A 13,780-nucleotide genomic window follows, 5' to 3' on the forward strand; every position below is an offset into this window, starting at 1 on the left:
CCCTACCTTGTCACAAACCTCTAAGCTGGCGACCATGACTGAGCAGACCGCCCAAAACACCCGTACCGTTGAGGTTTTTCTGAACGCGCTGCAGGACCAGGACTTCGACACGGTCGAGGCTGCACTGGCCGATGACCTGGTGTACCAGAACGTCGGTCTGCCGACTATCTACGGCCGGAACCGGGCGATGAAGCTGTTTCGGCGGATGGAGGGCCGCGCCGGATTCGAGGTCAAGATCCACCGCATCGCCGGCGACGGCGCCGCAGTTCTCACCGAGCGCACCGACGCGCTGATCTTCGGACCGCTACGGCTGCAGTTCTGGATCTGCGGCGTATTCGAAGTGCACGACGGGCGAATCACGCTGTGGCGCGACTATTTCGACTTCTACGACATCTTGAAGGCGACGGTGCGCGGCCTGGCCGCGTTGGTGTTGCCCTCGCTCAAAGCGCGGTTCTAAAGCCTGGCAGCCCGCGGAGTTCCTCGAACGCCTGCGCCCAACCGACCAGGCGATCCGTCGCGGCGGTCAGTTCGTCGCGATAGCGCTGGTTGGGCAGCGGCGTCCCGTTGGCTGACGACACCAATTGCGCTGCAGCGGTGACCATTTCGTTGTACTGACGCACGCCAGTACCCAACTGCGCGGTGAACGCGTTGATAGTGGGCACCAGATAAGACCGCGACTGCGGGGTGGCTGCCACTGCCCGCTCCATCGACACCACCTGCGCCGCGGTTGCCGCCATCGCGGCGGCGGTCTGGTTGGCCGCGGCGGTCAGGTCGCGGATCTCGGCGGCGGGCAGCATCTCGCCCCGCTCCATGACCCCCAACAGCGAGAAGAAGCCACGCTCGGACGCGCCCAGCGCGAACATCGCTGATCGCGCGGCCGAACCCGGTGGCGGCAGCCGACGCGTGCTGGCGGGCCGTTGCGGCGGCAACGGTTCTGCGCGCAACCAGCGATAGCGAAGCAGCAGCAGCGTCGCCGGAATCGCCAGGGCAACGGCGACCGCGCCGGTGATCTGCAGCAGCAACGCGAACCAGCCCCATGCCGCCAGCACCGCGGTCACCAGCCCCCAGAACACACATCCGGCGGCACAGATCAAGCCCCACCGCAGGGCGCGACGACGACGGCGCAGCAGCCGCGCCCGCGGATCGGTGACAACGCTGATCTTGTGCGCGACAAAGTCGCTGAGCTCTCCGGCGATCTCCCAACCGCGCTGGAAAACGCCGTGACTCGACTTCACCGCCATCGCCTTCCCCGTCTACTGCTGCCCGATGGGCTTTTGGGCGGCTTCGGCGGGCTTCGCCGGCGCGGCCGGGGTGGCGGTGTTGGCGCCAGTTGTCCCGCCGGCGGGCAACGCCTCGCCACGCATCGACGCTCGGATTTGTTCCAGCCGCGAGTGCCCGGCCATCTGCACACTGGCCTGCTCGACCTCGAGCATGCGGCCCTGAACCGAATTCTGCGCGAGTTCGGCGGCGCCCAGCGCGTTGGCGTAGCGGCGTTCGATCTTCTCGCGCACCTCGTCGAGGCTTGGGGTGTTGCCCGGCGCGGCAAGCTCGCTCATCGACCGCAGCGACGCGCTGACCTGCTCCTGCATCTTGGCCTGCTCCAGCTGGCTGAGCAGCTTGGTGCGCTCGGCGATCTTCTGCTGCAGCACCATCGCGTTCTGCTCGACGGCCTTTTTGGCCTGCGCCGCTGCTTGCAGCGCCTGGTCGTGCAATCCCTTGAGGTCTTCGACACTCTGCTCGGCGGTAACCAACTGCGCGGCGAACGCCTCGGCGGCGTTGTTGTATTCCGCGGCCTTCGCCGTGTCCCCTGCCGCGGTGGCCTGGTCGGCCAGCGTGACCGCTTGACGCACGTTGACCTGGAGTTTTTCGATGTCGGCCAGCTGCCGATTGAGCCGCATTTCGAGTTGACGCTGGTTGCCGATCACTTGTGCGGCCTGCTGGGTCAGCGCTTGGTGGGTGCGCTGGGCTTCCTCGATGGCCTGCTGGATCTGGACCTTGGGGTCGGCGCGCTCATCGATCTTCGCACTGAACAGCGCCATCAGGTACTTCCACCCTTTGACGAACGGATTGGCCATGAGTTGACTCCGCCTTCGTTGTCGATCGACTCCTGCCGCTCAATTTATCGGTTCGGCGCGCATCGCCGCACCTTCTGTTGAACGTACGTCAGCCAAAAGTACGCATATGTCAGGCAAGAGCCAACGACACCGCCGGCGGAATGACCACTTTGGTGTCCGGATCGATGTTGGTGGCACTCGGTTCAGCGGGCTCCTGGCCGGCCAACTGCTCACCGGCGTCGACGAGCACTTCCGACAGCGGGACCTCCAGCGCATCGCAGATCGCGCTCAGCAGCTCGCTGGACGCCTCTTTGCGGCCACGCTCGACCTCGGAGAGGTAGCCCAGGCTGACGCGCGCTGTGTCGGACACTTCACGCAGTGTGCGGCCTTGCGAAGTCCGAACCCGGCGCAGCACGTCGCCGATGACCTCACGCAACAATGACGACATGGTGCTCCCCTCGGGTCTGTGTAGCTATCGATGCTGATCAACAGCAATCATTCCGAACAACGCAGCCGGCACGCTGAATCGTTCCCGGCGATTTAGTAGCCGGTTAGGACGCCGTCGGGCGCCGACGAACATCCTTGGCGGCAGACGCGACGTAGTCCACCCCGGTGATGACCGTCAGCACGATCGCAACCGCCATGACGGCCGACGCCGTCAGATGCCAGGACCCGTTCAGCGGCAGCACGAACAATCCAATCGCCACCGCCTGCACGAGCGTCTTGAGCTTGCCGCCACGGCTGGCCGGAATGACGCCACGGCGCAACACAGCGAACCGCAGCACGGTGATCCCCACTTCCCGGACCAGGATCAATACGGTGATCCACCACGGCAGGTCGCCGAGCATCGACAGCCCGATCAGCGCCGCCCCGATGAGGGTTTTGTCCGCAATCGGATCGGCCAGAGCGCCGAACTCGGTCACCATGCCGTAGTTGCGAGCAAGCGCGCCGTCGAACCGGTCGGTGATCACGGCCACCGCGAAGATCACGAAAGCCGCAATGCGGCTTGGGGTTTGGTGTCCATCGCCGGCAAACAGCGTCAGCAGAAAGATCGGCACCAACACCAACCGCAGCAGGGTCAGCATGTTGGCGATGTTGGTCACCCTGGCACGGCTGACCAATGGACCGCTTTGAGGCTGACCTGACACGGCATCAGAATATCGGTTGGCCCTCTGCTCACCGAATAGCGGCGACCCGAGCTGAAACCGATACTCTGCACCCGTGAACGCAGCGGTCCGGCGCGCGCGAACCTCGGATGTGCCGGCGATCAAGCGCCTGGTGGACACCTACGCCGGCAAGATCCTGCTGGAAAAGAACCTGGTGACGTTGTACGAGGCGGTGCAGGAATTCTGGGTCGCCGAGTACGACGGCGAGGTCGTCGGCTGCGGGGCGCTGCACGTGCTGTGGTCGGATCTCGGCGAGGTGCGCACGGTGGCCGTCGACCCCAGCATGACCGGCCGCGGCATCGGCCATGCGATCGTGGACCGGCTCATCGAGGTGGCGCGCGAGTTGCAGCTCCAGCGGCTGTTCGTGCTGACCTTCGAAACCGAGTTCTTCAGCCGGCATGGGTTCACCGAGATCGAGGGCACCCCGGTGACGGCCGAGGTGTTCGAGGAGATGTGCCGTTCGTACGACATCGGTGTCGCCGAGTTCTTGGACCTGAGCTACGTCAAGCCGAACATCCTGGGCAATTCGCGGATGCTGCTGGTGCTCTAACGTGCTCTGGCTCGCGAGTGTGCAGCTGGCTGCACACTCGGTGCCGAACGTGAAGCTGGCCGCACACTCGGCGCTACGCGCGCGACGCGGCGCTCTTCGGGGCTATTCGGCGCTATTCGGCGGGCTCGTCGTCGCCGTCCCCGCCGCCGCGGATCGACGCCAGCGTCGCGGCCAGCTCGTCGGGCTTGACCAGCACGTCGCGGGCCTTGGACCCCTCCGACGGCCCGACAATGCCCCGGGTCTCCATGAGGTCCATCAGCCGTCCGGCTTTGGCGAACCCGACTCGCAGCTTGCGCTGCAGCATCGAGGTGGACCCGAATTGGCTCGAGACCACCAACTCGACGGCTTGCAGAAAAACGTCCATGTCGTCGCCGATGTCGGGGTCAACGTCTTTGCGCTCCAACGTGGACTTGGCGGTGGTGACGCCCTCGGTGTACTCCGGCTCGGCCTGCTCCTTGCAGGCTGCGACGACCGCCTGAATCTCCTCGTCGGTGATGAACGCGCCCTGTAGCCGTAGCGGCTTGCTCGCCCCCATCGGCAGGTACAGGCCGTCGCCCATGCCGATCAGTTTCTCGGCGCCTGCCTGGTCCAGGATCACCCGGCTGTCGGTGAGCGACGACGTCGCGAAAGCCAACCGGGACGGCACGTTCGTCTTGATCAGTCCGGTGACCACATCGACCGACGGCCGCTGGGTGGCCAACACCAGGTGAATGCCGGCCGCACGGGCCTTCTGGGTGATCCGCACGATGGCGTCCTCGACGTCGCGAGGAGCGGTCATCATCAGGTCGGCCAGCTCGTCGACGATCGCCACCACATATGGGTATGGCCGGTATTCGCGTTGACTGCCCAGCGGCGTGGTGATCTCACCGGAGCGCACCTTGGCGTTGAAGTCGTCGATGTGCCGCACCCGCGACGCCTGCATGTCCTGGTAGCGCTGCTCCATCTCCTCGACCAGCCAGGCCAGCGCCGCGGCGGCTTTCTTCGGCTGGGTGATGATCGGGGTGATCAGATGTGGAATGCCTTCGTACGGCGTCAGTTCCACCATCTTCGGGTCGATCAGGATCATCCTGACCTCCTCGGGGGTGGCGCGCGCCAACAGCGACACCAGCATCGAGTTGACGAAGCTGGACTTGCCGGATCCGGTGGAGCCCGCTACCAGCAGGTGCGGCATCTTGGCCAGGTTGGCCGAAATGAAATCGCCCTCAATGTCTTTGCCCAATGCGATCACCAGCGGATGGTGGTCGCGGCGGGTCACCGGGGCGGTGAGCACGTCGGCCAGCCGCACCACCTCCCGGTCGGTGTTGGGCACCTCGATGCCGACAGCGGACTTGCCGGGGATCGGCGCCAGCATCCGGACACTCTCGGTGGCCACCGCGTAGGCGATATTGCGTTGCAGCGCAGTGATTTTCTCGACCTTGACCCCTGGCCCCAGCTCGACCTCGTAGCGCGTCACCGTGGGCCCCCGGGTGCAGCCGGTGACGGCCGCGTCGACCTTGAACTGCTCGAGCACCGAGGTGATGGCGTCGACCATGTAGTCATTGGCTGCGCTGCGCTTCTTGGGTGGATCGCCCGCCACCAGCAAGCTCAACGGCGGCAGCGTGTACGGTCCTTCCACCACCCGGTCCACCACCAACGGCTCTCGCTTAGCCTTCCGGCGGCCGCGCGAAACGGTCGGCTCGGGCACCGTGGGCGTGTCGTCCGGCGCGACGGGATCCTTACCGGAAGGCCACGGCTGGGACTCGTCGCCATAGCTGGCGTCGTCGTAGTAACCGTCGGAAAAGTCTTCGGCGACACTATCTTCGGCCTCGTCATACTCGGGCTCGTCGAAGTACCCACGGTCGAACATCCGGGTGGCGAACATGGCGCGCACCGTCTCGGGCACCTCGCGAATCGTGGTGCCGGTCAACAGCAGCAGACCAAACAGCGACCCGATGAACAGCAGTGGCGCGGCAATCCACACGCTCAACCCCTCGGAGAGCGGCCCTGCAATAGCGAACCCGACAAAGCCCGCCGCGTGCTGCCGCCCGACCGGGTTGTCCGGAGACCCGGCCCACAGATGCCACAGCCCCAGCACCGGTACGGCCACCATCGCCGCGCCCAGCACCAGCCGTGGCCGCGCATCGGGGTTCGGCTCGGTGCGCATCAACACCACCGCCACCGCGGCGGTGACCACCGGCAGGATTACGACGCCCGAACCGATGAACGTGCGCAGCACCGAGTCGACCCAGGCGCCAACCGGGCGGGCGGCGTCGAACCAGCAGCTGGCGGCAATCACCACCGCCAGGCCCAGCAGCGTCAGCGCAATCCCGTCGCGGCGATGGCCCGGGTCGATTTCGCGGGCCCGCCCGACCGAACGCGCGGTGGTCCCGGCGCCTTTGGCGAGCATCAGCCACGTCGCGCGCATGGCCCGCCCGCAGGTCAGCCCCGCCGAGGCAACCAGGGAGGAGTTACGCCGCCGAGCGGGCCTGCGGCGCGGCGACGCCGGGCGCGCGGGCCGGCCGCTCCCCCGGGAAGTGGCTTTTGACCTGCTTGTTCGGGCGCCAGATCGCGCAACGGTCTTACTAGCCATGGGCTCCAGCCTAGTCGCAAGCGCCCCATATTCACCATCAGCCACACGGGTCACAGAAGGGTGTCAATTTGGTCATCGTCTCGGACAATCGGGCCATTCCGGCGCCGCACGGGGTGAAAGCACTGCTCACCACGCGGCCCGTCGGGCGCACCTGAGTAGGGTGATGGCCGTCCGGTACGTCATACGGCGGCGACCCGCTGCGCCCGCCCCGCGCTTGCGATCGCCGCGACTCAGTGAGGAGTTCGTCGCATGCCCGTCGTCGTTGCCACCATGACCGTCAAACCCGAATCGGTCGACACCGTCCGCGACATCCTGACCCGCGCGGTCCAAGAAGTGCACAACGAAGCGGGCTGTCAGCTCTACGCGCTGCACGAATCCGGGGAGACCTTCGTGTTCATCGAGCAGTGGGCCGACGCCGACGCGCTCAAGGCGCACAGCTCCGCGCCCGCGGTGACCACCATGTTCAAAGACGCCGGCGAGCATCTGGTCGGGGCGCCCGACATCAAGATGCTGACTCCCGTCGTGGCCGGCGATCCGGACAAGGGCCAGCTTCGCCGCTGATGGCGGGCCCGCTAGCCGGAAAAGTCGCGCTGATCACCGGCGCCGCCCGCGGTCAGGGCCGCGCCCACGCGGTACGGCTGGCCTCCGACGGCGCCGACATCATCGCCGTCGACCTGTGCGCGCAGATCGCCAGCGTGCCCTACCCAATGGCCACCCCCGACGATCTGGCCGCCACCGTAAAGCTCGTCGAAGACGCCGGCGCGCGCATCGTGGCCAGCCAAGGCGACGTGCGCGATCGCGACTCGCTGAACGCCGCCTTGCAGGCCGGTCTCGACGAGCTGGGTCGGCTGGACATCGTCGTGGCCAACGCCGGGATCGCACCGATGCAGGCCGGCGCCGACGGGTGGCGCGACGTGATCGACGTCAACCTCACCGGTGCGCACCACACCGTCGAGGTCGCGATACCGACGATGATTTCGCAGGGCGACGGGGGGTCGATCGTGCTGATCAGTTCGGCCGCGGGGCTGGCCGGTATCGGCAGCCCCGATGCCGGCTCCATCGGGTATGCCGCTGCCAAACACGGGCTGGTCGGATTGATGCGGGTCTACGCCAATCACCTTGCCCCGTACAGTATCCGGGTCAACTCGGTGCATCCCGCCGGCGTCGACACGCCGATGATCAACAACGAGTTCACCCGACAGTGGTTGGCGGACTTACTCGCCCAATCCGATTCCCCACCCGACATGGGCAATGCGCTACCGGTCCAGGTGTTGCAACCCGACGACATCGCCAACGCGGTGGCGTGGCTGGTGTCCGACCAGGCGCGCTACATCACCGGCATCACCTTGCCGGTCGATGCGGGCTTTCTGAACAAGCGCTGATAACGGTGGCAAATCCGGCTGCGCAGACGGCTTTTGGACCCATGATCTTGGCGGCCATCGAGCACCATCAGCCGCCCGGGCGACGGCTGGTGGACGACGACCTGGCCGGTCGATTTCTGCCAATGCCGGCGCGGTGGCTGGTTGCCGCCACACGGCCGGCGCCGCTGCGGTCGCTGTTCGTTCGTGCGTCGGAGTCGATGGGCCCGGGGTTGTGGGTCAATATGGCCTGCCGCAAACGCTACATCGCCGACAAGCTCAACGAAGCGCTCGGCGACATCGATGCAGTGGTGATCCTCGGCGCCGGATTGGACACTCGTGCTTATCATCTCGCGCAGCACACCCATATCCCGATCTTCGAAGTGGACCAAACCATCAATATCGCCCGCAAGGCGGCGATCGTGCGCCGCGTCCTGGGCGCACAGCCGCGGTCAGTCCGGTTGGTGCCGATGGATTTCGAACGCGACGACTTGCTCACCACGCTGGCCGAGCACGGCTACCAAGCTAACTACCGCACCTTTTTCATCTGGGAAGGTGTGACCCAATACCTGACCGAGGACGCCGTCCGAGCAACCCTGGAAGGGTTGCGGCCGGTGCCCACAGGCAGCCGCTTGGTATTCACATATGTCCGTCGTGATTTCATCGATGGCACCAACCTGTATGGCACCCGCACGTTGTATCGCAAGGTACGGCAGCGTCGGCAACTCTGGCACTTCGGTATCCAGACTCAGGACGTCGCAGCCTTCCTCGACGAATTCGATTGGCGCCTGGTGGAGCAGGCCGGGCCCGATTATTTTGTCCACAACTATGTCAAGCCGGCCGGCCGCAATCTGCCGGCATCACAGCTGGAATGGTCTGCGTACGCCGAAAAGGCGTAGGGCTCCGCGCTGACGTTGAGATTGCGTCCAGGGTCGTGATCGAGCGAAAATCACAGCCCTGGGCGCAATCTCAACGCCCAAGACCTAGATCTCCAGTACGGTTGGCACGATCATAGGCTGCCGGCGATAAGTTTCACCCACCCACTTGCCGACCGTGCGGCGCACCGCCTGGGCAATGCGAACCGGATCAGTTACGTTCTCGGCGGCAAGCAATTCCAGCTCGGCCTCGACTTTACACACGGCCGGTTCCAGCGCCTTGGGATCTTCGGAGAAGCCGCGCGAGTGCAGATGCGGTGGGGCGGCGGGCTTTCCGGTCCCGCGTCGTACCACCACGGTTACCGCGACGAAACCCGACGACAGAATGAGCCGCTCGCCAAGCGTGGTATCGCCGACGTCGCCGACGATCAAACCGTCGACGAACATCTTGCCGACGGGCACCGCACCGGCGATGGTGGCCCTACCGCCCACCAAGTCGACGCTGACGCCGTTCTCCGCCAGCAAGATCGACTCCTCGGGCACCCCGGTGCGGGCGGCCAGCTGGGCGTTGGCGCGCAGCATCCGCCAGGTGCCGTGCACCGGCATGACGTTGCGCGGCCGCACCCCGTTGTACAAGAACAGCAGTTCACCAGCGTAGGCATGGCCTGAAACATGCACGCGCACTTGCTGATTAGTGACCACGCGGGCACCGATCCTGGACAGCGAATCGATGACGCCGAAGACGGCTTCCTCGTTGCCCGGAATCAGCGATGACGAGAGGATGATCAGGTCGTCTGACGTCAGCGTGATGCTGCGATGCTCGCCGCGCGACATCCGCGACAGCGCCGACATCGGCTCGCCCTGAGTGCCGGTCGTGATCAGCACCACCCGTTCTGGTGGCATCATCTCTGCCGCACCGATGTCGAGCAGGTCGGAGTCGTCTACCCGTAAGAAACCGAGCTCGCGCGCAATTCCCATGTTGCGCACCATGGATCGGCCGACGAACGACACCCGTCGGCCCAACGCCACAGCGGCGTCGACGATTTGCTGCACGCGATCGACGTTGGAGGCGAAGCATGCCACGAGCACCCGCCCCTCGGCACCACGGATCAACCGGTGCAGAGTCGGGCCGACCTCGCTTTCGCTCGGCCCAACGCCGGGGATCTCGGCATTGGTCGAGTCGCACAGGAACAGGTCCACACCGTCGTCACCGAGCCGGGACATCCCGGGCAGGTCGGTGGGACGGCCGTCGAGCGGGAGTTGGTCGAGTTTGATGTCGCCGGTGTGTAAGACGGTTCCCGCGCCGGTGCGCACCGCGATCGCCAGGGCGTCGGGGATGGAGTGGTTGACGGCGAAGTACTCGCACTCGAATACCCCGTGGGTGCTGCGCTGCCCCTCGGCGACCTCGAGCAACACCGGCTTGAGCTGATGCTCGCGGCATTTGGCGGCGACCAGCGCCAACGTGAATTTCGATCCGACGATCGGGATGTCGGGGCGCATCTTGAGCAAAAACGGGATGGCGCCGATGTGGTCCTCGTGTGCATGGGTCAGCACCAGGGCCTCGATGTCGTCGAGCCGGTGCTCGATATGCCGCAGGTCCGGCAGGATCAAGTCGACGGCGGGTTCGTCGTGGGTGGGGAACATCACGCCGCAGTCGATAATCAGCAACCGGCCCAGGTGCTCGAAGACGGTCATGTTGCGGCCGATTTCGCTGATACCGCCCAACGCGGTGACCCGCAACCCGCCCGGGGTCAATGGTTTTGGCGGGGCGAGTTCTTCGTTCACCTGTAGCTCACCGCAGCACCGAGGCCGCACGCATGTCGGCGGCCAATGCTTCGACCTGCTCGGGAGTCGCGGGCATCTGTGGCAGCCGCGGGTCTCCCACGTCGATGCCCTGCAGGCGCAGACCGGTTTTAGACATCGTCACGCCACCGAGACGGCCCATCGCGTTGCACAACGGAGCCACCGCGACGTTGATCTTGCGCGCGGTAACGACATCTCCAGAATTGAAGGCAGACAATAGCTCTCGCAGCTGGCCTGCTGCCAAATGAGAGATCACGCTGATGAAGCCGACCGCGCCCATCGCCAGCCAGGGCAGGTTGAGCGTGTCGTCGCCGGAGTAGTAGGCCAGACCGGTGTCGGCCATCACCTGACCGCCGCTGTGCAGGTCACCCTTGGCATCTTTGACCCCAACGATGTTCGGGTGCGACGCCAGCGCAACCAGGGTGGCGGGTTCGATCGGGACCACCGAGCGTCCGGGGATGTCGTAGAGCAGCACCGGCAGGTCGGTAGCGTCGGCGACCGCGGTGAAGTGCGCAATCAGCCCACTCTGCGGCGGCCTGGAGTAGTACGGGGTGACCACCAGCAGGCCGTGCGCGCCCTCGGCTGCGCATGCCTTGGCCAGCTGGACGCTGTGCGCGGTGTCGTAGCTGCCGGCGCCGGCGATGATCCGGGCACGGTCGCCCACCGCGTTCAGCACGGCGCGCAGCAAGGCCAGCTTCTCGGCGTCGGTCGTGGTCGGCGACTCGCCGGTGGTGCCCGACACCACCAAACCGTCGCATCCGGCGTCGACGAGATGGTTCGCCAGGCGAGCGGCGCAGGCAAGGTCCACAGAGCCATCCGGGCCGAACGGCGTCACCATGGCGGTCAGCAGCGTGCCGAGGCGTGCTTGGACGTCGAATCCGCCGGTGCTCACAGCTGACCAGATTACCTGCCGGCCTCAAGACTCCGTGGCGAGCGGACTGGTCGCGACCTCGGTGCCGTCGGCCAGCGTGGAGATCTGGAAATCACCGAAGACCGCGGGGGCGACGTCGACGAGCTGGCGCAGGCATGCGATCGCCAGCCGCCGAATCTCCAGGTCGGCGTGCTCGCTGCCGCGCATGGCGATGAAGTGCCGCCACGATCGGTAGTTGCCGGTGACCACGATGCGGGTTTCGGTGGCGTTGGGCAGCACGGCGCGGGCGGCCTGACGGGCCTGCTTTCGCCGTAACACCGCATTGGGCTGATCAGCGAACTTGGCTTCCAGCCTGCTCAGCAGGTCGATATAGGTAGCGCGGCTGGCGTCGGCGGCCTCGGACAGGATTTGCTGCAATTCCGGGTCGTCCTGCATTCCCGGAGGCACCACGACCTGCGAATTCTTCTCCGGCACGTAACGCTGCGACAGCTGCGAGTAGGAAAAATGCCGGTGCCGGATCATCTCGTGCGTGCACGATCGGGAGATACCGGTGATGTAGAACGACACGCTGGCGTGTTCGAGCACCGACAAATGCCCGACGTCGATGATGTGCCGCAGATAAGACGCGTTCGTGGCGGTGCGGGGGTTGGGCTTACTCCAGCTCTGGTAGCAGGCCCGGCCGGCGAACTCCAGCAACGCCTGGCCGCCGTCGGCGTCGGTGCTCCATGGCACGTCCGGCGGCGCCAGGAACTCGGTCTTGGCGATCAGTCGCACGCGCAACGGCGCGGTCTCGGCCACGGCGCTCACCTTAGCCCGTTGGCTCACCGCCACCGCGCCCATACATAGGGCACCAGCGCCCGCAAGAACTCGAGGTCGGGGCCCGGCTGCGCGGCGGCGAATGCCTGCTCGAAATACTCCTCGGCGACCAGCAGAATCCCTTCGGCGTACTCGCTGGTGAACCTGATGCTGCCGTAAGAGTCCATCAGCCGGCGGATCGTGTGCACCAGTTCGGCCGAGCGCTCCGATCGCTTCAGCCGCAGGTAATGACGCACCAGCGCGTGGTCGGAGCCCTGCGCGACGCTGAGCAGGTGCATGAGCGGCAGTGTGCGTTTGCCCTCATACAGGTCGCCCAGAATTTCCTTGCCATACATGCGCTCGTCACCGAGGAGGTTGAGCAGATCGTCGCGGATCTGAAATGCCGCGCCGAAATGAAACCCGAAGCGTACCAACGGGCCTAGCTCCACCGTGCCCCGTGATCCGACCAGCGCGCCGACCCGCAGCGGGTGGATGGTGGTGTACCAGCATGTCTTGTGCATGATGAGGTTGAGGTAGTCCTCGGGGCCCAGATCCACCACTTCGTCGAGTTGCCAACCGACTTCGGTCGCCTGACCCTCGAGCGTGCGCATCGCCATGGTGTCGAACTCGCTCCATACCAGGTCGGCCAGATCGCGGTCGAGGCAGCGGGTTGCTGCACGCAGAACCTGCCCGGCCACGATCGCCAAACCGTCGCCGGCGTTGAGCGCGGCGGCGACGCCGTACCTGGACGCCAAGGTGGGCCGGCCGCGGCGCATCTCGCTGCCGTCGGCGACATCGTCGTGCACCAGAAAAGCGTTGTGCATCAGCTCGATTGCCACGGCGATGCCGAGCAGGTCGTCCCGATTCGCCCCGAAGGCGCGGCCCGCCGACAAGCACAGCGCCGGCCGCAGCGCCTTACCCGGCCGCGACGGGTATTCGCGCATCGGCGCGTAAAGCCATTGGCTCGGTTCACCATCGGGCAGCGCGTCCAGCATCGAACGACGCACTGTTTTCCCGATTTGTCGCAGCCGGTCCTCGACGGTGGAAATAAGTTCCGACCGGTCGGCCGTACTAGTCATGAGTCCCGTGGCAGCACGCTCACCACGACCGGCAACCAGATATCGGGATAACCATCGGCAAGCAACGTGCCGCGGTAGTGGGCGGCGGCGATGCCGTCGGGCACGTCCACCTGCACGGTGACGCCCCGGCTGCAGCGCGCCACCATCGGCACGGTGTCGGGCTCGAAGCGCACCATGTCCGAACCGATCATCGCGCCGTCGTGGGCCAGCAAGTCGCTGCACCGCAACCGCACCTTGCCCAGGTCTTCGGGGCCGGCGTTGTGCAGCCAGACTTCGGTCGACACCGCGCCGGGCTCGGCGGCCACCAGACAAACAGCTCCGTTCGAGGTGCCGTGTTGGACATCGAAGGTCGCAACTTCGCCGGGTGGTCGCGTCGCCCCGCGCAGCGACTCGACCGCCTGGGCGGCCATCCGTTGCCATAGCTGCAACAGTTTGTCCACATCCGGCGGCGGCGCAGACTCCGGTTTGTTATCGGCCTCTCCGGCAACGGATTTGGTGTCGGCCATTCGGACGAACCGATTGACGACCTCAGTCGCGGCCCGAAATCCACGGGCCTGAATCTCCCCCAGGGCCCGGATGTTCAGTGCCGGATCGAACACCGATGCCCACGGCACACCGGCGATGCTGCCGTTGTCGCCCCGCCGTTCGGTCACATCGGCC

At 66.0% G+C, this 13,780-nt stretch carries 14 protein-coding genes and 1 pseudogene; 5 read left to right on the forward strand and 10 right to left on the reverse strand.

Features of this window, described 5'->3' with window-relative positions; all coding sequences use genetic code 11:
- Window positions 1-34: 34 nt before the first annotated feature.
- Window positions 35-457: a limonene-1,2-epoxide hydrolase gene (locus MSP7336_RS20230; RefSeq protein ID WP_069397962.1), complete on the forward strand. Its 423-nt coding sequence runs from the start codon at window positions 35-37 to the stop codon at window positions 455-457.
- Here MSP7336_RS20230 and pspM read toward each other — a convergent pair.
- The 4 genes from pspM to pgsA form a co-directional block, all read right to left on the reverse strand.
- Window positions 441-1,241, reverse strand: coding sequence for a phage shock envelope stress response protein PspM (pspM, locus tag MSP7336_RS20235; RefSeq protein WP_069397963.1), 801 nt, complete (start codon window positions 1,239-1,241; stop codon window positions 441-443). The genes MSP7336_RS20230 and pspM overlap by 17 nt on opposite strands.
- Before the next feature lie 12 nt (window positions 1,242-1,253).
- Window positions 1,254-2,075, reverse strand: a complete 822-nt coding sequence (gene pspA / locus MSP7336_RS20240; protein ID WP_113964437.1) for a phage shock protein PspA — start codon at window positions 2,073-2,075, stop codon at window positions 1,254-1,256.
- Between the two features lie 109 nt (window positions 2,076-2,184).
- On the reverse strand, window positions 2,185-2,502 hold the full coding sequence (gene clgR, locus MSP7336_RS20245) for a transcriptional regulator ClgR (RefSeq protein ID WP_069397965.1): 318 nt from the start codon (window positions 2,500-2,502) through the stop codon (window positions 2,185-2,187).
- Between the two features lie 103 nt (window positions 2,503-2,605).
- The gene (pgsA, locus tag MSP7336_RS20250) at window positions 2,606-3,202 is read right to left on the reverse strand and encodes a CDP-diacylglycerol--glycerol-3-phosphate 3-phosphatidyltransferase (protein WP_084226623.1); all 597 of its coding nucleotides are present in this window, start codon (window positions 3,200-3,202) and stop codon (window positions 2,606-2,608) included.
- Between the two features lie 73 nt (window positions 3,203-3,275).
- Here pgsA and MSP7336_RS20255 point away from each other — a divergent pair, with 73 nt between their 5' ends.
- On the forward strand, window positions 3,276-3,770 hold the full coding sequence (locus tag MSP7336_RS20255) for an amino-acid N-acetyltransferase (RefSeq protein ID WP_069397967.1): 495 nt from the start codon (window positions 3,276-3,278) through the stop codon (window positions 3,768-3,770).
- Window positions 3,771-3,882: 112 nt separating this feature from the next.
- Here MSP7336_RS20255 and MSP7336_RS20260 read toward each other — a convergent pair.
- Window positions 3,883-6,396, reverse strand: a pseudogene (locus MSP7336_RS20260) (DNA translocase FtsK); the annotation flags it as partial.
- 192 nt (window positions 6,397-6,588) lie between these two features.
- Here MSP7336_RS20260 and MSP7336_RS20265 point away from each other — a divergent pair.
- The 3 genes from MSP7336_RS20265 to MSP7336_RS20275 are packed head-to-tail and all read left to right on the forward strand — an operon-like array spanning window position 6,589 to window position 8,596.
- Complete coding sequence (locus MSP7336_RS20265) at window positions 6,589-6,900, forward strand: putative quinol monooxygenase (protein ID WP_113964439.1); 312 nt, start codon at window positions 6,589-6,591, stop codon at window positions 6,898-6,900.
- The gene (locus MSP7336_RS20270; protein WP_069397969.1) at window positions 6,900-7,721 is read left to right on the forward strand and encodes a mycofactocin-coupled SDR family oxidoreductase; all 822 of its coding nucleotides are present in this window, start codon (window positions 6,900-6,902) and stop codon (window positions 7,719-7,721) included. The genes MSP7336_RS20265 and MSP7336_RS20270 overlap by 1 nt, the downstream gene beginning before the upstream one ends.
- Before the next feature lie 5 nt (window positions 7,722-7,726).
- Window positions 7,727-8,596 (forward strand): SAM-dependent methyltransferase, encoded by an 870-nt coding sequence (locus MSP7336_RS20275; RefSeq protein ID WP_181786864.1) that lies wholly within the window; start codon window positions 7,727-7,729, stop codon window positions 8,594-8,596.
- 84 nt (window positions 8,597-8,680) lie between these two features.
- Here MSP7336_RS20275 and MSP7336_RS20280 read toward each other — a convergent pair whose 3' ends face one another.
- From MSP7336_RS20280 to MSP7336_RS20300, 5 genes are read right to left on the reverse strand one after another with little or no spacing between them, the layout of a single operon-like run.
- Window positions 8,681-10,357 (reverse strand): ribonuclease J, encoded by a 1,677-nt coding sequence (locus tag MSP7336_RS20280; RefSeq protein ID WP_069397991.1) that lies wholly within the window; start codon window positions 10,355-10,357, stop codon window positions 8,681-8,683.
- A 7-nt stretch (window positions 10,358-10,364) separates the two neighbouring features.
- A complete protein-coding gene (dapA, locus tag MSP7336_RS20285; protein WP_069397971.1) occupies window positions 10,365-11,267 on the reverse strand; it encodes a 4-hydroxy-tetrahydrodipicolinate synthase in 903 nt (300 codons plus the stop codon).
- Between the two features lie 24 nt (window positions 11,268-11,291).
- Entirely contained in the window at window positions 11,292-12,044 is a 753-nt protein-coding gene (gene thyX, locus MSP7336_RS20290) for an FAD-dependent thymidylate synthase (RefSeq protein ID WP_113965132.1), read from the reverse strand.
- 23 nt (window positions 12,045-12,067) lie between these two features.
- Window positions 12,068-13,120, reverse strand: coding sequence for a polyprenyl synthetase family protein (locus MSP7336_RS20295; protein ID WP_069397972.1), 1,053 nt, complete (start codon window positions 13,118-13,120; stop codon window positions 12,068-12,070).
- Window positions 13,117-13,773 (reverse strand): hypothetical protein, encoded by a 657-nt coding sequence (locus MSP7336_RS20300; protein ID WP_244917498.1) that lies wholly within the window; start codon window positions 13,771-13,773, stop codon window positions 13,117-13,119. Before MSP7336_RS20300 ends, MSP7336_RS20295 begins: the two co-directional genes overlap by 4 nt.
- Window positions 13,774-13,780: the final 7 nt, after the last annotated feature.

Origin of the sequence: Mycobacterium shimoidei (assembly GCF_900417275.1) — a bacterium.
Lineage (GTDB): Bacteria > Actinomycetota > Actinomycetes > Mycobacteriales > Mycobacteriaceae > Mycobacterium > Mycobacterium shimoidei.